The organism is Spirillospora sp. CA-108201, assembly GCF_050936235.1.
GTDB lineage: Bacteria > Actinomycetota > Actinomycetes > Streptosporangiales > Streptosporangiaceae > Spirillospora.
This window is the reverse complement of record NZ_JBNJNE010000001.1, coordinates 7,881,951-7,905,607: the sequence shown is the minus strand read 5'-3', so window position 1 is coordinate 7,905,607 and position 23,657 is coordinate 7,881,951. Positions and strand designations below refer to the sequence as shown.

Here is a 23,657-nt window from a genome sequence, read left to right as displayed (position 1 = left end):
GATGAGTGTCGGACGTGGCGTGGTCGCTGCCTTTCGAAGATCAGTCCCGCCTCGTGCGGGCCCTGTGGGAACTGGAGACGGTCCGCAAGCGCTCCTCCCGTGACCTCTGCACCTCCCTTCTGGAGCGGCGGCTGGGCCATCCCCTCCCGATCACCCGGGACGACAAGGACATCACCGATGTCTGGCACCTCGTGGACGCGTGCCTGTCCTATCCCGGGGCGTTCCACGCGCTGATCGAGATCGTCGAGGAGTTCCACCGCGGGAGCGTGCCGATGGGGAGGCTCCGCGATCTCGTCGAGGAGCTGCTTCCCGAACCGCTTCTGCGCCCGGAGGAGCGCCGGGACCTCGACGGCCTCCTGCGGAGCCTGGGCGACCGCGTCTCCGACGCCGTCGGCCCGGCCGCGATCCGGGCGCTCTACTGGGAGGTCACCGGCCCCTCCGGCCCCGCCCTCGCCGCCGACCCCGGCGATCTGTGGAGCGTCCTGGCCTGCCTGGAGGACCTCACCCTCAGCGCCGAGGGCGTCCCGCCGCTGCTGGCCTTCGTCGAGGGGCTCGCCGCGCGCGCGGCCGGGCCCGCGTCCGCCGGGCTGCGCGCCTGGGCCGACCGGCTCGCGCACCGGCTGGGGCCGGCGGGCGGCCTCCCGCCGGCGCGGCGGCGCGAGCTGCCGGAGTCGCGGAGCGCCGGGGCGCGGAGCTACCTGGTCATCGAGCTCCGCCGGGACGGAGCCGCGCCGGACCGGTACCTGGTCTCCGCGTGGCTGCAGGGGGACGGCGAGCACGGGCTCATGCTCCGCTGCGACGACGAGCCCGTCGCGTTCGACCGGCTGCCGGGACTCGTCAAGGAACTGCTGAGCGAGGACCATCGGGTCGTGAACCGGCCGACGCCGGAGCTGACGGTGGAGTTCGTGCTGCCGGTCGACATGCTCGGCCTGCCGGTCGACCAGCTGCGGATCACCGTGGACGGGCTGGAGCGGCGCCTCGGCATCGAGCACCCGGTGGTCGTCCGCAGCCTCGACCGGATGCGCAGGCGGGCCTACCACCACCACTGGCGCCGCAAGTGGCGGTGGCTGCGCGACAACCCCCACGGCGCCAAGGTGTGCTGGGTGACACAGCCCGGCCAGTACGGCGGTGAAAGCCTCTACAGCATGCTGCTGTCCGAACCGTCGTCGGTGTGCATGGCGATGGCCTTCCCCCCGCGCGAGGACGGGCCGGACTCCGCGGAACTGCGCGCGGCCCTCCAGGCCGGGGCGCCGATCGTCACCTGGTGTCGCCGCGGCCGCGATCCGGAGCGGTTCGCCCGGGAGTTCCAGGACCTGCTGGACAAGGGCGCGATGGACCTGCCCGACGCGGTGCTGGCACTGCGCCGGCAGGCGCTGCGCACGCTCGGCGGCAACGGCGGCGGCGACCATCTCGGCCTCGACCTGACGCTGGTCTTCGACGACGCGGACCGGATGCCCGAACCCTACGTGCGGCTGAACGCCCCGGCCTGAGCTCTCCTGGGAGGTACCTGTGGCGAAGACGGACACGCCTCCGGGCGGAGAGGCCGGGGACTGGGAGATCTACCGGGGTGACGGAACGCCGCACGACGGCCTGGCACGGCTGCCCGACCCCCCGCCCTGGCGGCGGTTCGACCTGGAGGACGGCGCGCCCCGGCTGCCCGGCGGCGGCCTGGAGCGCGCCCTGTCGTACCGTCCGAAACCGAACGTCGTCACCATGGTGAACGTGGCCCTGCGCCTGCGGCGGCCGCTGCTGGTCACCGGCAAGCCGGGGACGGGCAAGTCGACGCTCGCCTACAACGTGGCGCACGAGCTGGGCCTCGGTCCCGTGCTGGACTGGCCGATCACCAGCCGGGTCACGCTCCAGGAAGGGCTGTACCGCTACGACGCCATCGGCCGCCTGCACGAGACGAGCCTGCGCCAGGCCGTGGCCCCCGGCGCCGCCACCGAGGCCCCCGACATCGGCCGCTACATCCGGCTCGGGCCGCTCGGGACGGCGCTGCTGCCGCAGCCGCGCCCCCGCGTGCTGCTCGTCGACGAGCTGGACAAGAGCGACATCGACCTTCCCAACGACCTGCTCAACGTGTTCGAGGAAGGCGGCTTCACGATTCCGGAGCTCGAACGCCTTCCGGAGGACCAGCCGGTCGTGCACGTCATGCCGGCCAAGGGGCCCGACCGGGTGCCGGTGGGGCGCGGCCGGGTCCAGTGCACCGCGTTCCCGCTCGTCGTCATCACCAGCAACGGCGAGCGGGAGTTCCCCCCGGCGTTCCTGCGCCGCTGCGTCCGGCTGGTGATCGAGCCGCCGAGCCCCGAGGAGCTCGCCGAGATCGTCGAGGCGCACCTCGGCGGGGCGGCGCGCGCGGCGAGCGCGGAGCTCGTCCGGGAGTTCCTGGACCGCCGCGAGCAGGGCGACCTGGCCACCGACCAGCTCCTCAACGCGGTCTACCTGAGCACGACCGGCTCCCGCCCCCCGGAGGCCGCGCTCCAGGACATGGTCAGGGCGATCCTGCGCCCGCTGGGCGCCGCCGGCCCGGGATGATCTCCCGGCTGATCGGGGCGCTGGAGGCGCTCGACCCCCGGCCCACCGCGGAGGAGATCGCCGACGCCCTGTGGCTGGCGCTGTCCCTGCCCGGGGAGGCCCCGCCCACCGGGCAGGACCCGCCGCCGCCCGGCCCGGAGGCGGAGCCGGACCCGCCCGCCGGGCCCGTGGCGGCCGAGCCCGCGGTCGCCGAACCGCCCGCGCCCCGCCGGCCGGTCCGTCCCGCGTCGTCGGCCGCGCAGGCCGGACTGCACCTCCCCGTGCCGGGGTCCGCGCCGGGAGACACCGTGCGCGCCCCGGCGCCGCCCGCGCTCCCGCACGCGCTGAGCCTCGCCCGCGCGCTGCGGCCGCTGCGGGGCAGGGTCTCGTCCCGGACAGTGGAGAACCTCGTCGAGGAGGCCACGGCGCACCGGATCGCGGAGACCGGCATCTGGGAACCGGTCATGGAGCCCGCGCCGGAACGGTGGCTCGACCTCGCCCTCGTGGTGGACGGCGGCCCCTCCATGGTCGTCTGGACGCGGCTCGCCGCCGAGCTGCGGACCCTGATGGAACGCCTGGGCGCCTTCCGCGACGTGCGGGTGTGGCGGCTCGACACCGACGACGACGCGCTCGTCCTGCGCACCGCGAGCCCGCGGACCGGGCCGGGGCACAGCCCGGACGAGCTGATCGACCCGACGCACCGCCGCGTCGTCCTGGTCTTCAGCGACTGCATCGGGCCCGCCTGGGGCGACGGGCGCGCCGCCGCGGTCGTCGAACGGTGGGCGCGGTCCGGCCCGGTCGCGATCCTCCAGCCGCTCCCCCAGCGGCTGTGGAGGCGGTGCGCGACGGCGGTCGAGCCGGTGTGGCTCGGGGCGCAGCAGGCCGGGGCGCCCAATTCCCGGCTCGTGGTGCGGCCGCGTGAGGAGCCCGCCGTGCCGCCCGGCGTCGCCGTTCCCGTGATGGAGCTCGAACCTCGCTGGCTGCGCCCCTGGGCCGAACTCGTCGGCTGCGGGGCGGAGCGGATCCCGGCGATGGCCCTGTTCACCGGCGCGCCGTCCGCCGAGGCCCGCCCGGGCGCCGGGGAGGAGGACGGCGGCGACCTGTCGCCGGCCGAGCGGGTGACGCGCTTCCGGGCGGCCTCCTCGCCGACGGCGTTCCGGCTGGCGGCCTACCTCGCGGCGGCCCCCCTGCGGCTGGAGGTCATGTCGCTCGTCCAGAGGGCCATGCTCCCGGAGGCGACGTCGGCGCACCTGGCCGAGGTGTACCTGGGCGGCCTGCTGCGCCGCGCCCGGCGCGCCTCGGACCCGGCGGACGTCGAGTACGAGTTCCACGACGGGGTCCGGGACGTCCTGCTCGGCGGTCTGGGCCGCGCGGAGGCGATGGGCGTCCTGCGCAACGTCTGGGAGGTCGTGCGCGGGCGGTGGGGGTCCACCCAGGACTTCCCCGCGCTGCTGCGGGCCATCCAGCAGGGCGCCGAGGACCTGCGGCGCGATCCACCGTTCGCGCGGGTCGCGGCGCGCGTGCTCGCCCGGCTCGGCGGACGGTACGCGCAGATCGCGGAGCGCCTGACCCGGAGCGCCGCGGACGGTCCCGGCGCCGCAGTCCCCGATGGGGCCGGACCCGCGGCCGACGAGCCCCCCGCGCGGGAGGAGCCCGAAGAGCGGGACGCGCGGGCGCCGCTGCTGGGCGGCGGGCTCCCGGCGCGCAACCTCGACTTCACCGGTCGCGACGCCCTGCTCCGCGGCATCCGGACGGAACTGTCCGGCGCGGTGACCTCCCTGCTGCCCGCGGACCCGCGGCGGCTCGGCGGGCAGGGCAAGTCGCAGCTCGCCGTCGAGTACGCCCACCGCCACGCGGGCGACTACGACCTCCTCTGGTGGGTGCCCGCCGAGCGGACCGCGCTCGCCAGGTCGTCGCTCGCCGAGCTGGCCCGGCGGCTCGGCACCCCGCTGAGCGACGAGGTCAACCGCACCGTCGAGCACCTCCTGGACGCGCTGCGCGCGGACCCGGGGCACCGGCGCTGGCTGCTCATCTACGACAACGCCACCGACCCCGACGAGATCGTCCCCCTGATGCCCGTGCGCCGGGAGGAGCCCGGCGGACGGCTGACGACGGCCGTTCCGGGCGGGCACGTCCTGATCACCTCTCGGGACCGCCGCTGGGCGGAGCGCACCGCCGCCGAGGAGGTGGGCGTGTTCGAGCGCACGGAGAGCATCGCCCTGCTGTGCCGCCGCGTGCCCGGCCTCACGCCCGCCGACGCCGACCGGCTCGCCCAGCGGATCGGCGACCTGCCGCTGGCGGTCGAACAGGCCGCGGCATGGCACGCCATCACCGGCCGGACGACCGCGGAGTACCTGCGGCTCCTCGACCGCCGGCTCCGCGGGGAGGCCCGGCCGGGCCTCCCGCCGGACTATCCGGCCGAGCTGGCCGCGACCCTGACCCTGGCGTTCGAGCGGCTGCTGGAGGACGCGCCCGCCGCCGGGCGGCTGCTGGAGCTGTGGGCCTTCTTCGGCCCCGAGCCCGTCACCCGGAACCTGCTGTCGGCGGGCCCCGCCGACGGCCTTCCCCCCGAACTGGAGGAGACGCTCGGAGACGCCGGCCTGCTCCGGACGGCGATGGCCGACATCAGCCGCTACGCCCTCGGCCGGTTCGACCCGGACCTGTGCAGCCTCCAGGTCCACCGGCTCGTGCGGACGATGCTCCAGACGAGCCTCTCCGGAGCCGATCGCCGGGCCGTCCGCGACCGGGTGCACCGGATCCTCGCCGCCGCGACGCCGCAGGCGCCGCCGGAGGACGAGACCACCTGGGCGACCAGAGCCGAGATCGCCCCGCACGTGGTGCCGTCGGGGGTCATCGGCGGCGCGTCCACCGAGGTCCGGGGGGTCGCGCTCGACCAGATGCGCTACCTGTACCTGCTCGGCGACTTCGAGAGCAGCCGGGTCCTCGCCGAACTCGCGCTGGAGCACTGGCGGCGGGAGCTCGGGCCCTACGACGAGTCGGTGCTCATCGCGGGCCGCGAGCTCGGCACCGCGCTGCGCGCGCTCGGGGAGGTGGCCGCGGCGAACCGGCAGAACGCCGACATCCACCGGCGGACGACCGAGCGCTTCGGGCCCGGCCACTCGCTCACCATGCGCGCCGCCCGCAACGTGGCCGCCGACCTGCGGCTGCGGGGCGACTTCCGGGCCGCCCTCGCCCTCGACCAGGACACGCTGCGCCGCACGGTCCGGCTGTTCGGCAACGGCCACGTCGAGACCCTCGTCGTCGCCAACAACGTGGGCGTCGACCTGCGCCTGCTGGGCGAGTTCGAGCAGGCCCGGGCGATCGACGCCGGCTCCGCCGGGCAGCTGCGCGCGAGCCTCGGCCCCCGCCACCGCGACACCCTGCTGGCCGTCAGCCAGCTCGCCCGCGACCTGCACGGGCTGGGGGACTACCGCGAGGCCGCCCGGCTCCAGCGGGACGTCCTGACGACCATGCGGGAGACACCCGTGCCCGAGCACGCGTTCGTGCTGCACACGGAGATGAGCCACGCCGTCACCTTGCGGAAGCTGGGTCTGCACGCCGAGGCGATGGCGCGGGCGGAGGACACGCTGCGGCTCCACACGCAGCGCTACGGCGAGCGGCATCCCGACACCCTCGCGGCGCGGCGCGTGCTGGTGGCGTCCTGCCTGGCGGCCGGCGACGCCGGGAGGGCCCGCGGGCTCGGAGAGGCCGCCCTGGCCGAACACCGCCGGGTCATGGGCATGGACCATCCGTTCTCCCACGCCTGCGCCGCGGACCTCGCCATGGCGCTGCGGGGCCTGGGCGACCACGAGGCGGCGCGCGTCCTGGACGACACCTCCGTCCGCGAGCTGCGCGCCGCGCTGGGCGCCGACCACTACTTCTCGCTCTGCTGCTCGGTCGGGCTCGTCCACGACCTGTTCCACATGGGCCGGCTGGAGGCGGCCCGCATCCGCTCCAACGAGACCTGGGAGCGGTTCAGGGGCCGGTACGGCCCGGACCACGTCTACACGCTGGCGTGCGCCCACAACCACCGGGTGATCTGCGGCGCGCTCGACCTGGAAGGCCCTGACGGCGACCCCGTCGGGGCCCTGGCGGACGTCCTCGGCGCCGGGCACCCGGACGTGAGGCGGGCCGGGGAGGGACGTCTACTCGACTGCGACATCGCGCCGACCCCGCTCTGAGCCGGATGGACCGGGGTGCGGCGCACGGAACCGAGGAGGAGCAGCGGACCATGCTTCCCGATCACGACGCCACCGTCCCCCTGTGGCGCCCCTCCGGGCCCTGCGTCATCGTCGGCTGCGACATCGCGGGTTTCGGCGACGCGGCCAGGACCGACGACGTGCGACGGCACATGCGCGACGCGCTGTACCGGCATCTGGACGTGAGCCTCTCCGCCGCGGGGGTCCTCCTCGCCGACTGCTACTGGGAGGACCGCGGCGACGGAGCGATGATCGCCCTGCGGCCCCATCTGGAAGTGGAGTCGGTCCTGGTCGACGTCGCCGACACGCTGCGGGCCGAACTGGGCCGCCACAACCGGGTCGCCTCCGAGATCGCCCGGATCCGGCTGCGGATGGCGGTGCACACCGGGGAGGCCGTGTTCGACGGCCACGGGCTGGTGGGCACGGCCGTGAACCACGCGTTCCGGATCCTCGACGCGCCCGCCTTCAAGGACGCCCTCGCCGAGTCCGGGGCCTGGTTCGGGCTGGTCGTCTCCGAGCGCGTCCATTCCGACGTCGTCCGGCACGCCAGGGGGAGGATCATCCCGGAGGACTACCGGCGGATCGAGGTGTCGGTCAAGGAGACCGACGCGTCGGCGTGGGTCAGGCTGCCGGGCGCAGGCGCCCGCTCGGACGCGCACCCGTATCCGGCGGCCGCGGTCTCGCCGACGCCGTCCGCCGACGCGCCGCCGCGGGACGCGCCGGGCCGGCCGGCGGTCTTCGATCTGGTCGACCGCATGCTGGAGGTGCCGCTGCTGTCGTCCCCGCAGGGCCGCGACCAGGTCGTCGGAGCCCTCCGCCGGGACGTCGCCGCCGCGGTCACCCGCCACACGGGCGCACGGATGGACTGCTTCGCCATCCTCACCACGTGCCTGGACTACCCCGGCGGGCTGAAAGAGCTCGTCGACGTCACCCGGGGGCTGGCCGGCGAGTCGCTGTCGGTCCACCGCCTGGAACAGGCCATGGCCCGGATCCTGTGAGCGTCGCCCGGACCTGCCTCTCGGGGCGGGCGCCTCAGGCGTGCTCGGTGCGGAGGTGGTGCTTGAGGGTCGCGAGCTCGAGGTGCGGCGCGTGGCAGCGGTCGCAGGCCCAGACTCCGCTGGGTATGGTCACGCCGCGCGCCGACGCGTCCTCGCGCGCGCACAGCAGGTTGTAGGACTGGACGAAGCGCCGCCACGTCCGCCGGACCGCCGATGACATTCCCGTTTCCCCTCCGAGCCCGCTTCGGTGCTCTGGACTCAGCATAGGGTAACGGGAATGTCAAGGCGAAACGCCGGGCATCACTGCCCGATCTTGAGGCCCGGCTCGCCCTGCCGGTACTCCAGGGGCCGCACTCCCCGGCCACCGGGGATGTTGGCGCCCTTGCGGATCATGCCCGTGGGCAGGATCGTCCGCCCGAAGCTGTTCGCGAACATCATCGCGGCTGCCGCGTACAGGGCGACCACCGACGCCACGACGAACAGCCAGCCGCCGACGTGCAGCGACCAGGTCGTGCCGGCCCAGAATCCGGCGGCCGTGAAGCCCGCGCCGACCGCCAGGCAGCCCCAGACCAGGGCCGTCATCAGGTTCTCACCGAGCGCGGCCAGCGCGCCCAGGGCGGTGATGACCGCGAGCGGGATGAACCAGAACGCGAAGCCCTGGAAGGCGGTACCGATGACGGGCGCCAGCGCCACCGGCGCCGCGCCGATGCTCACCAGCAGGAACAGCAGGCCCCAGCCGATGAAGAACGTGCCCCACATGCCGTGCATCGCGGTGGCCACGCCGTCGCGCGCCCGGTAGCCCCACAGGCCGGCCAGCAGCTGCGCGATGCCGCCGAAGGTCAGCACGAACGGCCACAGGATGAGCGGGGTGCCGGCGCCGCCGTACCAGCCGGCCTGCCACGCGCCCACCATCATGGCCGCGGCGGCGAGCCCGAACAGGCCGAGGATCGACGGTGCCGCGATGGGCTGCAGGAAGACGCGGGTGCGGTCCTCCCAGAGCGCGTGCTCGCCCGCCTGGTCCGTGCCCCTCGGCGGCGCCATCGCCGCGCCGTGCGCCGGCGTCGCCATGCCCTCCGCGGGCATCGCCGATCCGGTGTGCTCGCCGGGCGTCGGCGCGGATTGGTGCTCTCTACGCCTTGCCATGAGATCCCCCTCTGAATCGGAGAGCTGTAAATCCCTCCTAACCGTGTTCAAGCAGGTCAAACGGCACATAACCGTATCCTGAAGAGGTTCGCGTTTGCGCTCGGCACCCTTTGCCGCGCGCTGACGCGGGCATGGCGAACCGGTGGCTCAGCGGGGCGGCGGGCAGTGGATCTCCAGGCCCGGGGTGGCGTTCCACCCGATCAGCGCGAACAGCCGCTCGATGTGCGGGTGGACCCCGTGCAGGACGAGGAGGCCGCCGCGCTCGTGCAGGTCGCGGGCGGCCTCGCTGAAGACGCGCAGGCCCGCGACGTCCATGAACTCCACCCCCGACAGATCGGCGTGCAGGTCGCCGGGCACGCGGTCCTGGACGGCGCGCAGGGTGCGCGCCACCGCGGCGGTGTTGGAGACGTCGACCTCACCGGCGAGCAGCACCCGGGGCAGGCCCGACGCGGCCGTGATGCGCAGCAGCGCGGAATCGTGCTCGACGATGTCGTAGCGGGGAGCCGCCCGCGCACCGGGCTCGGGGCCGCCCTCACCGCCGGTGATCCGCCAGACCGTCATCTGCTCCTCGCCCTCAGCGGGGCGCCGCCGCTACCGTGCGCGGCCCCGTATATGCAAGGCTCTCACCTGTCGGGACCTTCTGGACCCCACCAGAGCGGAAAACCACGATCGGAAGCCATTTCATGGACGAGAAGGCGATCCTGGAACGTATCAACGATTTCATCGAGGAGGAACACGCCCTCCGGCGGTCGCACGAGCGGGCCGAGACCACCAACGCCGAGGCCCAGACGCGGCTGCGGCAACTGGAGGTCGCCCTCGACCAGTGCTGGGACCTGCTGCGGCAGCGGCGGGCCCGCATCGCGGCGGGACAGGACCCGGGCGATGCCCAGGTCCGTCCCGCCGGCGAAGTGGAAGGCTACCGCCAGTAGCGCGTCCCCGGGCCCGTCACGGGACCATCCAGTCGAGCACCGGGGTCGACTGGAGGCCGGAGAGCAGGCACATCCCGGCCAGGAACAGCAGGCTCCACAGCACGACGCGGCGGAAGATGTCGCCCTCGCGCCCGTCCAGGCCGACGGCCGCGGCGGCGATGGCGAGGTTCTGCGGCGACACCATCTTGCCGAGGACGCCGCCGGAGCTGTTGGTCGCCGCCATCAGGACCGTCGACAGGTCGGCCTTGTTCGCGGCGGTGACCTGCAAGGAGCCGAACAGCGAGTTGGACGAGGTGTCCGAGCCGGTGACGGCGGTGCCGAGCCAGCCGAGGACCGGCGACAGGAGCGCGAACGCGCCGCCCGCCCCGGCCATCCACGTCCCGAGCGTCACGGTCTGCCCGGAGGCGTTCATCACGAACGCCAGGGCGAGGACGGCCATCACCGTGATGATCGCCCATTTCAGCTGGACGAGGGTCGCCCGGTACGCGCGCAGGGCCCGGCCGAGGCCGACGCCGAGGGCGGCCATGGTGATCAGCCCGGCGACGAGCATCTGCGTCCCGGGCGTGGTCAGGTAGTTGAAGGTGAAGGTCGGCAGGGCCAGCGGCTTGCCGGACGGGCCCGTGAGGTGCAGGCCCGGCCACGAGAACGTCCGCGTCGCCCGGTCCAGCAGGTCCTTGACCGGGCCGATCTGGCAGACGACGAAGACCGCGATGATGATCGCGTAGGGCGCGTAGGCGCGGGCGACCTCGGTCCGCGGGTCCTCGCCCTGTCCCTCGACGCGCGCGGCGAACCCCGGGGTCGGCTCGTCCGCCGCGCCGCCCGCGACCGGGGCGGGCCTCGCCGGCGCCGCCGACGGGCGCAGCCGGACGGCGAGGACGACCGCCGCGGCCGAGACCAGCGACGCCACGACGTCGGCGAGCGGCACCGAGACGAAGTTCGCGGTGACGTACTGGGCGGCGCCGAACGCGGCGCCGCACAGCAGGGCGACGGGCCAGGTCTCGCGCAGGCCGCGCCGCCCGTCCACGATGGCGACGAGGACGAGCGGGACGAACACGGCGAGGATCGGGGTCTGCCGCCCGACCATGGCGCCGAGCGTGTCGCTGGACTCGCCGGCGACCTTGCCGAGGGTGAGGATCGGCGTCGCCATCGCGCCGAACGCGACGGGCGCGGTGTTGGCGGTGAGCGCGAGGACGGCGGCCTTGAGCGGCGGGAAGCCGAGCGCGATCAGCATGACGGAGGTGACGGCGACCGGGGTGCCGAACCCGGCCAGGGCCTCCAGCAGCGCGCCGAACGAGAACGCGATCAGCACGGCCTGGAGCCGGTTGTCGTCGCTGACCTGCGCGAACGAGCGGCGCAGCACGTCGAAGTGGCCGGTGGCGACGGTGATGTTGTAGACCCAGAGGGCGTTGATGACGATCCACAGGATCGGGTAGAAGCCGAAGGCGGCGCCTTCGGATCCGGCCAGGAGCGCCTGGCCGGCGGGCATGCCGTACGTCCAGACGGCGACGGCGAGCGCGACGGCGAGCGCGATCAGGGACGCCGGCCACGCGCGCATGCGGACGCCGCCGAGCAGGACGAACAGGACGGCCAGCGGCAGCGCGGCGACCAGGGAGCTCCAGCCGAGCGAGTCGGCGACGGGATCGAGGATCTGCTGGTACAAGGCGATCACCTCGCGGGGTAGTGGTCGCCCCCGAGTACGTCTCCCTGCCCGGCCCGGTGACGGAGATCACCTTGATAGTGAACTTTTCAACCGGTCAGAGCTCCGGAAGGAGCCGGGCCGGGGTGATGGGCAGGTCGCGGACGCGGATCCCGGTGGCGTGGTGGACGGCGTTCCCGACGGCCGCCGCCGCTCCGACGATGCCGATCTCGCCGATGCCCTTGGCGCCCATCGGGTTCAGGTGCGGGTCGGACTCCTCGACCCACGCGGCGTCGACGTCGCGGATGTCGGCGCAGGCCGGGACGTGGTACTGGGCGAGGTCGCAGTTGAGGTAGTCGCCGAACTCCCGGTCCATGACGCTCTGCTCCATCAGCGCCATCCCGACGCCCATCGTCATCCCCCCGATGAACTGGGACCGGGCCGTCGTCGGGTTGATGATCCGGCCGGCGGCGAACACGCCGAGCATGCGGCGGACCCGGACCTCGCCGGTGTCGGCGTCCACCTCCACCTCGGCGAACTGCGCGCCGAACGCGTGCCGGGCGTACTCGGCCCGGGCCCTGAGCTCCTCGCCGGTGTCGGCGGACGCCTCGACGCCCTCGGGCGGGACCGCGCCGTTCAGCTTGCCGCGCAGGGCCTCGCAGGCGCGGACGACGGCGGTGCCCCAGCCGGCCGTCCCGGCGGAGCCGCCCGCCACCGTCGCCCTCGGGAGCGAGCTGTCGCCGATCTCCACCCTGACGTCGGAGAGGTCCTCCTTGAGCGTCTCGGCGGCGATCAGGGCGAGGGCGGTGCGGGCGCCGGTGCCGATGTCGGCCGCGGCGATCCGCACGGTGAACGTCCCGTCGTGCTCGGCGCGGGCCGTGGCCTGGTTGGGGCGCTGGTAGGCGGGATAGGTGGACGCGGCGACGCCCGTGCCGACGAGCCCCCGGCCCTCCCGGCGGACGCCGGGCCGGGGGTCGCGCCCGGCCCACCCGAAGCGTTCGGCGCCCTCGCGGAGGCAGGCGACCAGGTTGCGGGAGCTGAACGGGAGCCCGCTCTCCGGCTCGCGGTCGGTGTCGTTGCGCACGCGGAGCTCGATCGGGTCGACGCCCGCGGCCACGGCCAGCTCGTCCATCGCCGTCTCCAGAGCGAACATGCCGGGCGTCTCACCCGGGGCGCGCATCCAGGACGGCGTGGGGACGTCCAGGGGCACCACCCGGTGCGACGTGAGGCGGTGCGGCGCCCGGTACATCATGCGCGTGGGCGTCGCGGTCTGCTCGGCGAACTCCTTGACGGTGGACGTCTGCTCCGCCACCTCGTGGAGGATCGCGTTCAGCCGGCCGTCGTCGCCGGCGCCGAGCCGGAGCCGCTGGATGGTCGGCGTCCGGTAGCCGGTGGTGGCGAACATCTGCCGGCGCGGGACGGCGAACTTCACGGGACGTCCCGCGGCGCGGGCGGCCATCGCGGCGAGCACGACGTTCGGCCGGGGCATCCCCTTGGAGCCGAACCCGCCGCCGACATGCGGCGACACGACGTGCACCCGGGACGGGTCGAGCCCGAAGACCTTCGCGATCATGGACTGGACGGTCGTCGCGCCCTGGTTGGAGTCGTAGAGCGTGAGGGTGCCGTCCTCGTTCCACTGGGCGATCGTGGCGTGCGGCTCCATCGGGTTGTTGTGCTCGGCGGGGGTCGTGTAGACGGCGTCCACCCGCACGGCCGACTCGCCGAACGCCTTCTCCGGCTCGCCCCGCTCGGTGTCCGCGGGGAACACCGGGTTCACCCTGTCCGGCTTGTACAGGCCGGGATGGTCGGCGCGGAGCCGCACGTCCGGCGTCTCCTCGGTGTACTCGACGCGCAGGAGGCGGGCCGCCTCCCGGGCGGTCTCCAGGGTCTCCGCGACCACGGCGGCGACGAACTGGCCGCGGTAGGCGACCGTCCGCGACTGGAACAGGGCCAGCTCGCCGTCCGAGGTGTCGCTGAGCTCGGGGGCGTTCTCGCAGGACAGGACGGCGAGAACCCCGGGCAGCCTCAGGGCGGCCTCCGCGTCGACCGACCTGACCCGGCCCTTGGCCACGCTCGCCTGCACCGCCGCCGCGTAGGCGGCGCCCTCCACGGGGTACTCGAACGCGTACCGCGCCGTCCCGGTGACCTTCTCGCGGCTCTCCAGCCGGTCGGTCATGAGTCCTCCGTAAGCTCGGTCAGCGTCCGGACGATCAGGTTGCGCGCCAGCGGCACCTTGTAGGCGTTGTCGCGCAGCGGCTCGGCGGCCTCCAGTTCGGCTTCGGCGGCGCGCCGGAAGGACTCCTGCGTGGCCTCCCCGCCGCGCAGTGCCTCTTCGGCGCGCCGCGCCCGCCACGGCTTGTGGGCCACGCCGCCGAGAGCCAGCCGGACGTCCCGCACCCGGCCGTCGCTGACGTCGACGGCCGCCGCGATGGACACCAGCGCGAACGCGAACGACGCGCGCTCGCGGACCTTGCGGTAGCGGGACGGCACGCCCAGCGCGGGAACCTCCACGGCGGTGATGAGGTCGCCCGGGTCGAGCGTGGTGTCGCGCTGGGGTTCGTCACCGGGAAGCCTGTACAGCTCCTCGATGGGGACGAGCCTCTCCCCCCGGTGCCCCTGGACGCGGACGGACGCGTCCAGAGCGGCCAGTGCGACGGCCATGTCGGACGGGTGCGTCGCCACGCAGGCGCCCGAGTGGCCCAGGATCGCCAGGTTGCGGTGCTCGCCCTCCCTCGCCGGGCAGCCGCTGCCCGGGGTGCGCTTGTTGCAGGGCTTGGAGGTGTCCTGGAAGTAGGAGCAGCGGGTCCGCTGGAGCAGGTTGCCTCCGACGGTGGCGAGGTTGCGGATCTGACCGGACGCCCCCGCGAGCACGGCCTGCGCCAGGACGGAGTGGCCCTCGCGCACGGTCCGGTCGGCGGCGATGGCGCTGTTGGTCACCGCCGCGCCGACGACGAGGCTCCCGTCCGGCCGCAGCTCGATCTGGTCGTACGGGAGATGCGCGACGTCGACGAGCCTGGCCGGCTCCTCCACCCCCAGCCGCATCAGGTCGACGAGGTTGGTTCCGCCGCCCAGGTAGACGGCCCCGTCCTGGTGGCGCCGGAGGGCGTCCTCGGCGCTGGTGGCGCGCTCGTATGCGAAGGGCCTCATGCCTCGGCCCCTTCTCTGCGCTTCGATGCCTGTTTCAGGGCCGCGACTATGCCGACGTAGGCGCCGCAGCGGCAGAGGTTGCCGCTCATGCGCTCGCGTATCTCGTCGTCGTCGAGGACCAGGTCGGCCCTGAGGTCCCCGGTGACGGCGCTGGGCCAGCCGCGTTCGGCCTCGTCCAGCATCCCGGTGGCGGAGCAGAGCTGGCCGGGCGTGCAGTACCCGCACTGGAAGGCGTCGTTGTCGACGAACGCCTGCTGGACGGGACTGAGTTCACCGTCCTGCGCCAGCCCTTCGACCGTGACGACGTCCGCTCCGTCATGGGCGACGGCCAGGACCAGGCATCCGTTCACCCGGCGCCCGTCGAGGAGGACGGTGCAGGCTCCGCACTGGCCGTGGTCGCAGCCCTTCTTCGACCCCGTCAGGCCGATCTCCTCGCGCAGGACGTCCAGGAGGGACGCTCGGGTGTCGACGTTGAGCCGGTGCTCCGTCCCGTTCACGACAAGGGTGACGTCGGCGTGCACCGGAGTGGCTTCGCTGTCCATGCCGGGGTGCCTACCCCGGATCTTCCGCCGGTCACAGAAGTCCGGCGGCCGCGTCGCCCGGCGATCACTCGTTGCCGGTGAGGATCTCCACGACCTGCCGGGCGGTGTCGGTCGGCAGCGGCGCCGGCAGCCCCTTCCACCTGCGGGACGCCGCCATCGCCGCCGCGCCCGCCCCTCCCCCGTACACGGCGGCGGTGATGAACGACGCCAGCTCGGGAGGCAGCCTCCTCTCCAGCAGCAGCACGTTCATGCGGTAGGCGGCCGCGGTCGCCATGACCCCGAAGGCCCCGGCCACGGCCCCCATGCGCAGCGCGGGGACGCGCTGCCTGGCCTTGTCGATCATTTCCTGCTGCGCGGCCTCGACCACACGCCGGGCGAGCACGAGGTTCTGCTCCAGCGGATCGCTGGCCGCGGGTTCGCGCGACTTCGACATGACCTCGGCTTACCCCCGGATTGGGAGAGGATTCCGGCAAGCAATGTGTCACTTTCAGTGACTTTGCAGGTGCTGTAGGTTGCCGAACCGGACCCGACAGAGAGGCCGGTTCATGCAACCCTTCGAGCTGCCCGACTTCTACGTCCCGTACCCCGCGCGGCTCAACCCGCATCTGGAGGGCGCGCGGCGCCACACCATGGCGTGGGCGCGCGAGATGAAGATGCTGGACGCCGACCGGGACCCCGGGACCCCCGACGTCTGGGACGAGCGCGCCCTCGAAGCGATGGACTACGCCCTCCTGTGCGCCTACACGCACCCCGACTGCGCCGCCCCCGAGCTCGACCTCGTCACCGACTGGTACGTCTGGGTCTTCTACTTCGACGACCACTTCCTGGAGGTCTTCAAGAAACCGCAGGACCAGGAGGGCGCCCGCGCCTACCTCGACCGGCTGCCGCTGTTCATGTCGCTCGACCCGCCCGAACCGGTGAACGCCGTCGAGCGCGGGCTCGCCGACCTGTGGGCGCGGACCGTCCCCGCGCGGTCGGACGCCTGGCGCCGCCGCTTCTCGGTGAGCACCCTGAACCTGCTGCGCGAGTCGCTGTGGGAGCTGTCCAACATCAGCACCGGCCGGATCCCGAACCCGGTCGAGTACATCGAGATGCGGCGCAAGGTCGGCGGGGCGCCGTGGTCGGCCGACCTCGCCGAGCACGCCGCGGGCATCGAGATCCCCGAACGCGTGGTGGCGACGCGACCGCTGCGCGTCCTGAAGGACACGTTCTCCGACGCCGTCCACCTGCGCAACGACATCTTCTCCTACCAGCGCGAGACCGAGACCGAGGGCGAGGTCAACAACTCCGTCCTGGTGATGGAGCGGTTCCTGTCCGTCGCGCCGCAGGTCGCGGCCGACACCGTCAACGACCTGCTCACCTCGCGGCTGCGCCAGTTCGAGAACACCGCGGTGACCGAGCTGCCGCACGTCTTCGAGGACCACGCCCTCGACCCCGCGGAACGGGCGGCCGTCGCGACCTATGTGAAGGCCCTCCAGGACTGGCAGTCCGGCGGCCACGAATGGCACCTGCGGTCCAGCCGGTACATGAACGACAGGTCGCTCGGCATGTCCGCCGCCCGCATCCCGGCCCTGCTGAAGTCGGCGCGGATCAGCCTGCCCCACGTCCCGTTCCAGAAGGTCGGGCCGACGCCGCTGCCCGCGTTCGACATCCCCTACGCGGCCGCTGCGAACCCGCACCGCGAGCGCGCCGGCCGCAACCTGCTCGCCTGGGCGCGGCGGACGGGCATGTTCTCGCCCCACCCGCGGACGCCCGTGCCGGTGTGGAGCCCCGAGCGGCTCGCCGGGATGGCGCTGGAGTCCTGCGGCGCGTCCCTCGTCCCGGACGCCGGTCCGGAGGCGCTCGACCTCGCCGTCCAGTGGCTGGCGTGCGGCACGTTCGGCGACGACTTCTTCCCGGCCGTCTTCAACCGCGACCGCGACATGGCGGGCGCGAAGGCGTTCAACGCCCGCGTCGCCCGGTTCCTGCCGCTGGACCTCGGCCCCGTCCCCGCCCCGGAGAACCCGTTCGAGGCCGGGCTGGCCGACCTGTGGCCCCGCACCGCCGGGCCCATGGACGACCGGGGCCGCGGCGAGCTCCGCGCGGCCGTCGAGCACATGGTCGAGAGCTGGGTGTGGGAGCTGAACAACCACCTCCAGTCGCGCGTCCCCGACCCCGTCGACTACATCGAGATGCGACGGCACACGTTCGGCTCCCAGCTGACGATGGGCCTGGCGCGCATCGGGCGCGCGAACGAGATCCCCGCGCACGTCCTGGAGACCCGCGTCCTCCGCGAGATCCACGCCTCCGCGATGGACGTCGGGGGCCTGCTGAACGACTGCTTCTCCTACCAGAAGGAGATCGAGTACGAGGGCGAGCTGAACAACGGCGTCCTCGCCGTCGAGAACTTCTTCGGCTGCGGCCGCGACGAGGCGCTGCCCATCGTGGGCGACCTCATCGCCTCGCGCCGCCACCAGTTCGAGCACCTCGCCGCCGGCGAGCTCCCCGTCCTCTGCGACCTGCTCGACCTGGACGAAGCCGTCCGCGCCGCACTCTCCTCCTACGTCGAGGACCTGCGCGGCTGGATGGCCGCCGTGCTGGCGTGGCACCGCGAGACCGACCGCTACGACGAGCGCGAGCCCGTCTTCCGGCTCCCCCGGCCCGCGGGCCTCGGGACGTCGGCCTTCCATCCCTTCGCGCGCGCCGCCCGCTGAGCGGCGCCCCCTCCGGTCGCCGCCGCGGTCCCCGCCCCGGGGCGGCGGCCCGAGGACACGGCTCGAAGCTTTCAGAAATGCTGTGCAATGTGCGGACATGTGCCCTGCGTCCGGTGAGAACGCCGCGACGAGAGGAGAGGGCTTGCCATCCCCATTGCGACGATCCGACGCGCAGGAGTCCCACCCGCCCGACGAGCGGCGGCGCCGTTTCGAGGACGTCTACGCGGCCAACCGCGCCCGCATCCTCGGGTACGCGCTGCGCCGCACCAGCGACCCGCAGGACGCCGCCGACGTCCTGGCGGAGACGTTCCTCACGGCCTGGCGGCGGCTCGACGACGTCCCGCCCGGCGACCAGGCCCGGCTGTGGCTGTACGGGGTGGCCCGCCGCGTCCTGGCCAACCACCACCGCGGCGAGCGCCGCCGGTCCGCGCTGGCCGCCGACCTCGGCTCCCGGCTGCGCGACGGCCTGACCGCCCGGGACGCGCCCGGCGTCGACCTCTCCGGCGTGGGCGCCGCCTTCCGCGGCCTGCCCGAACCCGACCGCGAGCTGCTGGCCCTGGTCGGCTGGGAGGGGCTGGACCACGGCGAGATCGCGGCCGTCCTCGGCTGCTCCCGCAACGCGGTGCGGATCCGCCTGCACCGGGCCCGCCGCCGGTTCGCCCGCGCCCTGGCCCGCGCGGACGCGGACGCCCCCGCCGCCTCCTCGCACGCCCAGCCGCACGCCGCTTCCCTGCCCACCGCGCCCCCGCGCGCCGCGTCCATGCCCGCGGCGGGGCGGCGGATCCCGAACGGAGACCCCACATGAACCGCGACGTCGACGCGCCGATCGGAGGGCTCGCCTCCATCACCGACCAGCAGGCCGCGGCCCTGCTGCCCGAGGACGCGGCCGCCACCCTCGCCGACCGCATCACCGCGACCGCGGTCCCCTCCGCCGCCCCGCGCGGGCGGCGCTCACCGGTCGTGCGCATCGGCCTCCCGCTGGCGGCGGCCGGCGTCGCCTGCGCGGCCGTCACGGCGGTCGTGGCGACCCGCGACGGCGGTTCCGGCGGCGCACCCTACATCACGCCGACGAGCCCGCGCGTCGCACTGGCCGCGGCGCTGACGTTCACCCGCAAGGGCGGCTACATCGACGTGCGCGTCCGCGACCCGCTGGCCGACCCGAAGCGCTACAAGGAGGAGTTCGCCGCCCACGGCCTCGACGTCACGCTGTCGCTGGTGCCGACGTCCCCGTCCATCGTCGGCACCGTCGTCATGATGGACACCGGCGAGCACACCACCGAGCGCGACGTCACCACGATCACCGCCAGGGGCGAGTGCGAGACCGGCGGCGGAGGCGACGTCTGCCCGGTCGGCGTCCGGATCCGCACCGGATACAAGGGCGCCGCCACCATCGTCTTCGGACGGGAGGCCCGTCCGGGCGAGCAGTACGACAGCACCGCGCCCGCCACGGCCCCCGGCGAGGTCATGCACGGCATGACCTACCGCCAGCACCGCGTGGGCGAGGTGCTGGCGGCCTTGCGGAAGCGGCACGTCACGGTGCCGGAGTACCGCGCCATGGAGGGCGACATCAGCAAGGTGCGCAAGCCCGGCCAGGTGCCGTCCACGTGGTACGTCCACGACGCGGTCCCCTGGGCGAAGAACCAGGTCCTCCTCTTCGTGGGCCCGAACCCCACCGAGGACCTCGGCGCCCAGCCGCCCGCGTCGGCGCCCCCCGGGGCCCCCGTCTCCCCCAGCGCCACCCCGACTCCATGACCGCCGGGCGGACCGCCCCGACCGGGGCGGTCCGCCCCCCTCGCGTCTTGATCAACCAGGCTCGCGGCGGGAGAGCGTCCGGTCGAGCAGGACGGTCGGCACGACGGCCGCCGCCAGCCCGGCGCCGATCCAGGTGAGGGACGTGAGTCCCGCGCCGGCGTTCAGGGCGGCCCCCGCGAGGGCCGGGACGAGGCTGATGCCGAGCTGGAACGCCGAGACGGTGGTGGCCCCGGCGAGGGTCGGGGCGTCCGCCGCGATGGCGAACACCCGCCCGTAGACGGCCGGGTTCAGCACGAACCCGGCGATCCCGAGCAGCAGGACGAGCGGGACGACCGCCCACGCGTGCCCGGCCAGGAGCGCGAGCAGCACGGACCCGGCCATGATCCCCACCGCGCCGGCCAGGAGCGCGTGCGTGGGCCGTCTGTCGGCGATCCGGCCCCCCACGGACAGGCCGGCGAAGGCGCCCGCGCCGAACAGCGCGAGGATCGCGGGCACCCACACGCCCGGGACGCCGGTGACGTCGGTCAGGAGCGCCGCGAGGTAGTTGAACGAGATCATGTAGGCGGCGGTGCTCAGGATGACGGCGGCGTAGACGACCCACAGTTGCGGCCGCCTCATGGCGCGCAGCTCCCGCCGCACGCTCGGCTCCGCGTCCGCGCTGGTCGCGGGCACCGCGAGCAGGCACAGGACCGCGCCCGCGGCGGTCAGGGCCACCACTCCCCAGAACCCGCCCCGCCATCCGGTGAAGTGGCTGAGCAGCGCGCCCGCCGGACCGCCGGCGATCATCGCCAGGCCGAGGCCGCTGACGACCGCCCCGGAAGCCCTCGCGGTGCGGTCGGGCGTGACGAGGCCGATCGCGGTGACCGCCGCGACGGCCCAGTACCCGGCGTAGGCCAGGCCGCACAGGAAGCGGGTGGCCAGCAGCACCGTGTAGCCGCCGGCCACCAGCCCGACCGCCACCGAGGCCGCGAAGACGACCTGCGCGGCCACCAGCGTGGTGCGGCGCGGCCAGCGCAGCGTCAGGACGGCGAAGGGCGGCCCGCCGACGACCACCCCGACGGCGAACGCCGAGATCAGCCCGCCGGCGGAGGACAGGCCGACCCCGAGGTCGTCGGCGATCTCCGGCAGGACCCCGGCCAGCAGGAACTCCGCGCTGCCCATCGCGAACAGGCTGAACGCCAGCAGGTACACCCCGACCGGCAGCCTCCCCCCGGAGGCCGTCGCCCGCCGCCGCGCGGTCTCCACACTCGCCGGACCCCGCCTCCGACCCGCCTCCGCGCCGACCACCGCGGCGTCGTACTCCGCATCGCTCATCGCGATCACCTCCGCCGCGGACAGTGGCCTCCCCGCCGTCCGGACGACAACCTTTGTTGCCATTTCCGGGACGTCCGCAGTGGAATGGGGACATGCATCACCCACCCGCCATCGCCGACGCGCTCGCCGAGGTCGGCCCGCGCCTCAAGCGGCTGCGCAACGAGCGCAACGTGACCCTGGCCGAGCTCTCCGAGGCCACCGGGATCTCGAAGAGCACGCTGTCGCGCCTGGAGTCCGGTCAGCGCCGTCCGAGCCTGGAGCTGCTGCTCCCCATCTCGCACGCCCACCAGGTCCCGCTGGACGAGCTGGTGGGCGCCCCCGAGGTCGGCGACCCCCGCGTCCGGCTGACGCCCCGGCACGTGAACGGCAACACCGTCCTTCCCCTGACACGCCAGCCCGGCCCGATCCAGTCGTACAAGATGGTCCTCCCGGCGGCCCGTCGCGTGCCCGACCTCTGCACCCACGAGGGCTACGAGTGGCTCTACGTGCTGTCAGGACGTCTGCGCCTGGTCCTGGCGGAGCACGACCTGGTGCTGGGCCCGGGAGAGGTGGCCGAGTTCGACACCCGGCTGCCGCACTGGTTCGGCACCACCGGCGAAGGCCCGGTCGAGGTGCTCAGCCTCTTCGGCCGCCAGGGAGAACGCCTCCACGTCCGCGCCAGACCCCGCCCCCGCCGGGACGCGGCGTCCTGATCGGGGCGCGGTCCCGGCGCCCGACCGGCGGCGAGGTGCGGCGGTCAGGAGGAGAGGGTCTCGCGGGCGGTCATCAGGGCGAAGCCCAGGAGGTTCTCGCCCTGCCAGGAGGCGGGGTCGTCGGCGCGGGGGTCGTCGGCGGCCAGGCCGATGCCCCAGACGCGGTCCAGGGGGCTCGCTTCCACGAGGACGCGGTCGCGGGTGGCGGCGAGATAGTCGCGAAGATCTTTGTTCTGGGCGAACTTGGCCTCGCTGGCCTTTGTGACAATGGTCACACGATTGTCACGCCACGTCCGCTCGTCGAAGTCGCGGACGCCGCGGCCGAGGTCTTTCGCGCGGCGGGGATGGGGCGCGGCGAGGATGGCGGCGGCCGTTTCCTCGTCGCCGAAGAGGCGGGCCTTTTCCGCCATCATGTAGTGCTCGGCGGTCGCGTAGGTCACGCCGTCCACGGTGAAGGGGGACGGCCACCACTGGCTGAGGTAGCCGCGACCTGGGGTCTGGTGGCCCCAGAAGAACAGGAACCTCAGGTGCGCGCCCTGCTCCTGGAGGCGGATGAGCCCGGCGACGTCCATGGATGAGAGCGTGCCAGGGAAGGCCGCCGCCGTCCATCCGGTTTCCCGCCGGGAATGGATGATCGATTGGCGTTGTTATGGGGTTTGCCGCGGCCCGGGTTGGGGATCGCGGTCTAGACCATTTTGCGGACCCGGCATCTCGCCGGGACCATCTATTGATCCGGCCCGGCCTTGAACAGGAGGACTGCGGTAACAATGGACAACGCCCTGGCGAACCCCCGGCGGACCAAGATCGACGCGTGGCCCGAATGGCGGCCCGCGGAACCGGTCTCCGAGCGCCCCATGGAGACCGATGTGTCCGAGGACGAGCTCGCCGCGCATTGACGGCCGTCAGGCCGATAGATGAGAACCCGCCCGGTTCACCGGGCGGGTTCCCTGCGTCTAGAGGACGTCGACCGCCAGCTCGCGGACGGTCCGCTCGTCCACCTCGACGCCGAGGCCGGGGGCGTCCGGGACGCGCGCGGTGCCGTCGCGGATCTCGACGGTCGGCCCGGCGTACGGGGACTCGATGAACTGGCGGCCGTTGAGGTCGACCGGGGTGTCGACGCCGAAGGCCGAGAAGAGGTGCAGGGACGCGGCGAGGCCGAGGTCGGAGTCGGTGAGACCGGAGCCCATCAGCTCGACGCCGCAGTCCTCGGCGAGGGCGCACAGGCGGCGGGACAGGGTCAGGCCCCCGGTGCGCTGGACCTTCGCGATGGCGACGTCGACCGCGTCGAGGCGGACGAAGGTCGCCAGGTCGGACGGGTGGCGGAGGGACTCGTCGAGGGCGACCGGGATCGGGCTGGCGTCGCGGAGGCGGCGCAGGCCCGCGACGTCGTTGGCGGGGAGGGGCTGCTCGAACGCGGTCACGCCGAGGTCCTCCAGGCGGTGCGCCATCGCGAGGGCCGAGCGGACGGTGTAGCCCTGGTTCGCGTCCACCCACAGCGCCGCGGCGTCGCCCGCGTGCAGGCGGACGGCCTCCACGACCTCGGCGTCCTCGGGGCCCAGGCCGACCTTGACCTTGAAGGAGCGGTATCCCAGGCCGCGGCCCTCGGCGACGCTGTCGGCCACCTCGGCCGGGGAGCGGCCGGAGACGATCCACCCGAGATCGATCGTCTCGCTGCGCCGCTGACCCCACATGACGCCCAGCGGGACCCCGGCGGCGCGGCCGAGGAGGTCGTGGAGGGCGACGTCCACGGCCGACTTGGCCAGCGGCGCGCCGATGCTGAAGCCCCGGTTGACGGCGCGGTCGAAGGCCGCCGTCACGCCGTCGAGGTCCCAGGCGGGACGGCCGGTGATCGCGGGCGCGAGGTACCGGTCGATCGTGGTGACGATCGACTCGGCGGTCTCGTACGTCCAGGCGGGGATGGGGGTCGCCTCGCCCCAGCCGTGCGCGCCCTCGGCGCTGACCTTCACCAGCACGCGCAGGCTGGGCCGCCCGGCGACGGCGACCGCGCCGCCGGACACCCCGAACGAGCGCCGGGTGGGCAGCGCGACGCAGAACACCTCGATTTTCTCGATCTTCATTCTCGCCTCCGGGAAGCGGG

Annotated in this window: 21 protein-coding genes; 10 read left to right on the top strand and 11 right to left on the bottom strand. The window is 74.0% G+C overall.

Features of this window, described 5'->3' with window-relative positions; all coding sequences use genetic code 11:
• Nucleotides 1–5: 5 nt before the first annotated feature.
• The 4 genes from ACQEU6_RS38015 to ACQEU6_RS38000 are packed head-to-tail and all read left to right on the top strand — an operon-like array spanning nucleotide 6 to nucleotide 7,711.
• Entirely contained in the window at nucleotides 6–1,490 is a 1,485-nt protein-coding gene (locus ACQEU6_RS38015; RefSeq protein ID WP_499338533.1) for a VMAP-C domain-containing protein, read from the top strand.
• A 19-nt stretch (nucleotides 1,491–1,509) separates the two neighbouring features.
• Nucleotides 1,510–2,535, top strand: a complete 1,026-nt coding sequence (locus ACQEU6_RS38010) for an AAA family ATPase (protein ID WP_499338532.1) — start codon at nucleotides 1,510–1,512, stop codon at nucleotides 2,533–2,535.
• Complete coding sequence (gene fxsT, locus ACQEU6_RS38005; RefSeq protein WP_499338531.1) at nucleotides 2,532–6,695, top strand: FxSxx-COOH system tetratricopeptide repeat protein; 4,164 nt, start codon at nucleotides 2,532–2,534, stop codon at nucleotides 6,693–6,695. The genes ACQEU6_RS38010 and fxsT overlap by 4 nt, the downstream gene beginning before the upstream one ends.
• Nucleotides 6,696–6,745: 50 nt before the next feature.
• Nucleotides 6,746–7,711, top strand: coding sequence for an effector-associated domain 2-containing protein (locus ACQEU6_RS38000; RefSeq protein WP_499338530.1), 966 nt, complete (start codon nucleotides 6,746–6,748; stop codon nucleotides 7,709–7,711).
• 34 nt (nucleotides 7,712–7,745) lie between these two features.
• On the opposite strand, the gene ACQEU6_RS37995 is transcribed toward ACQEU6_RS38000, so the two are convergent.
• From ACQEU6_RS37995 to ACQEU6_RS37985, 3 genes are all read right to left on the bottom strand, one after another.
• Nucleotides 7,746–7,931 carry a hypothetical protein gene (locus tag ACQEU6_RS37995; RefSeq protein ID WP_499338529.1) on the bottom strand — a complete coding sequence of 62 codons (186 nt, stop codon included), beginning with the start codon at nucleotides 7,929–7,931 and terminating at the stop codon, nucleotides 7,746–7,748.
• An 80-nt stretch (nucleotides 7,932–8,011) separates the two neighbouring features.
• Nucleotides 8,012–8,854 carry an acetate uptake transporter family protein gene (locus ACQEU6_RS37990; protein ID WP_499338528.1) on the bottom strand — a complete coding sequence of 281 codons (843 nt, stop codon included), beginning with the start codon at nucleotides 8,852–8,854 and terminating at the stop codon, nucleotides 8,012–8,014.
• A gap of 147 nt (nucleotides 8,855–9,001) precedes the next feature.
• Nucleotides 9,002–9,415 (bottom strand): STAS domain-containing protein, encoded by a 414-nt coding sequence (locus tag ACQEU6_RS37985; protein WP_499338527.1) that lies wholly within the window; start codon nucleotides 9,413–9,415, stop codon nucleotides 9,002–9,004.
• 122 nt (nucleotides 9,416–9,537) lie between these two features.
• On the opposite strand from ACQEU6_RS37985, the gene ACQEU6_RS37980 reads away from it, so the two are divergent.
• Nucleotides 9,538–9,783 (top strand): DUF2630 family protein, encoded by a 246-nt coding sequence (locus ACQEU6_RS37980; protein ID WP_499338526.1) that lies wholly within the window; start codon nucleotides 9,538–9,540, stop codon nucleotides 9,781–9,783.
• Nucleotides 9,784–9,799: 16 nt separating this feature from the next.
• On the opposite strand, the gene ACQEU6_RS37975 is transcribed toward ACQEU6_RS37980, so the two are convergent.
• From ACQEU6_RS37975 to ACQEU6_RS37955, 5 genes are all read right to left on the bottom strand, one after another.
• On the bottom strand, nucleotides 9,800–11,443 hold the full coding sequence (locus ACQEU6_RS37975; protein ID WP_499338525.1) for an L-lactate permease: 1,644 nt from the start codon (nucleotides 11,441–11,443) through the stop codon (nucleotides 9,800–9,802).
• A 94-nt stretch (nucleotides 11,444–11,537) separates the two neighbouring features.
• On the bottom strand, nucleotides 11,538–13,595 hold the full coding sequence (locus tag ACQEU6_RS37970; protein ID WP_499338524.1) for a xanthine dehydrogenase family protein molybdopterin-binding subunit: 2,058 nt from the start codon (nucleotides 13,593–13,595) through the stop codon (nucleotides 11,538–11,540).
• The gene (locus ACQEU6_RS37965; protein WP_499338523.1) at nucleotides 13,592–14,566 is read right to left on the bottom strand and encodes an FAD binding domain-containing protein; all 975 of its coding nucleotides are present in this window, start codon (nucleotides 14,564–14,566) and stop codon (nucleotides 13,592–13,594) included. The genes ACQEU6_RS37970 and ACQEU6_RS37965 overlap by 4 nt, the downstream gene beginning before the upstream one ends.
• Nucleotides 14,563–15,108: a (2Fe-2S)-binding protein gene (locus tag ACQEU6_RS37960; protein WP_499338522.1), complete on the bottom strand. Its 546-nt coding sequence runs from the start codon at nucleotides 15,106–15,108 to the stop codon at nucleotides 14,563–14,565. The genes ACQEU6_RS37965 and ACQEU6_RS37960 overlap by 4 nt, the downstream gene beginning before the upstream one ends.
• Before the next feature lie 64 nt (nucleotides 15,109–15,172).
• The gene (locus ACQEU6_RS37955; protein ID WP_499338521.1) at nucleotides 15,173–15,541 is read right to left on the bottom strand and encodes a phage holin family protein; all 369 of its coding nucleotides are present in this window, start codon (nucleotides 15,539–15,541) and stop codon (nucleotides 15,173–15,175) included.
• Nucleotides 15,542–15,653: 112 nt separating this feature from the next.
• On the opposite strand from ACQEU6_RS37955, the gene ACQEU6_RS37950 reads away from it, so the two are divergent.
• The 3 genes from ACQEU6_RS37950 to ACQEU6_RS37940 all read left to right on the top strand — a co-directional run bounded on the left by ACQEU6_RS37950 (nucleotide 15,654) and on the right by ACQEU6_RS37940 (nucleotide 19,553).
• Complete coding sequence (locus tag ACQEU6_RS37950) at nucleotides 15,654–17,801, top strand: terpene synthase family protein (RefSeq protein WP_499338520.1); 2,148 nt, start codon at nucleotides 15,654–15,656, stop codon at nucleotides 17,799–17,801.
• Nucleotides 17,802–17,943: 142 nt separating this feature from the next.
• Nucleotides 17,944–18,606, top strand: coding sequence for an RNA polymerase sigma factor (locus ACQEU6_RS37945; protein ID WP_499338519.1), 663 nt, complete (start codon nucleotides 17,944–17,946; stop codon nucleotides 18,604–18,606).
• Complete coding sequence (locus tag ACQEU6_RS37940; protein ID WP_499338518.1) at nucleotides 18,603–19,553, top strand: hypothetical protein; 951 nt, start codon at nucleotides 18,603–18,605, stop codon at nucleotides 19,551–19,553. The genes ACQEU6_RS37945 and ACQEU6_RS37940 overlap by 4 nt, the downstream gene beginning before the upstream one ends.
• Before the next feature lie 51 nt (nucleotides 19,554–19,604).
• Here the strand turns inward: ACQEU6_RS37940 and ACQEU6_RS37935 are convergent, their stop codons facing one another.
• Nucleotides 19,605–20,867: an MFS transporter gene (locus ACQEU6_RS37935; RefSeq protein WP_499338517.1), complete on the bottom strand. Its 1,263-nt coding sequence runs from the start codon at nucleotides 20,865–20,867 to the stop codon at nucleotides 19,605–19,607.
• Nucleotides 20,868–20,959: 92 nt separating this feature from the next.
• Between ACQEU6_RS37935 and ACQEU6_RS37930 the strand changes: the two genes are divergently transcribed.
• The gene (locus ACQEU6_RS37930; RefSeq protein ID WP_499338516.1) at nucleotides 20,960–21,559 is read left to right on the top strand and encodes a helix-turn-helix domain-containing protein; all 600 of its coding nucleotides are present in this window, start codon (nucleotides 20,960–20,962) and stop codon (nucleotides 21,557–21,559) included.
• 44 nt (nucleotides 21,560–21,603) lie between these two features.
• On the opposite strand, the gene ybiA is transcribed toward ACQEU6_RS37930, so the two are convergent.
• Complete coding sequence (gene ybiA / locus ACQEU6_RS37925; protein ID WP_499338515.1) at nucleotides 21,604–22,131, bottom strand: riboflavin biosynthesis intermediates N-glycosidase; 528 nt, start codon at nucleotides 22,129–22,131, stop codon at nucleotides 21,604–21,606.
• Between the two features lie 195 nt (nucleotides 22,132–22,326).
• Between ybiA and ACQEU6_RS37920 the strand changes: the two genes are divergently transcribed.
• Complete coding sequence (locus ACQEU6_RS37920; protein WP_499338514.1) at nucleotides 22,327–22,455, top strand: hypothetical protein; 129 nt, start codon at nucleotides 22,327–22,329, stop codon at nucleotides 22,453–22,455.
• Nucleotides 22,456–22,512: 57 nt separating this feature from the next.
• Here the strand turns inward: ACQEU6_RS37920 and ACQEU6_RS37915 are convergent, their stop codons facing one another.
• The gene (locus ACQEU6_RS37915) at nucleotides 22,513–23,637 is read right to left on the bottom strand and encodes a mandelate racemase/muconate lactonizing enzyme family protein (RefSeq protein WP_499338513.1); all 1,125 of its coding nucleotides are present in this window, start codon (nucleotides 23,635–23,637) and stop codon (nucleotides 22,513–22,515) included.
• Nucleotides 23,638–23,657: the final 20 nt, after the last annotated feature.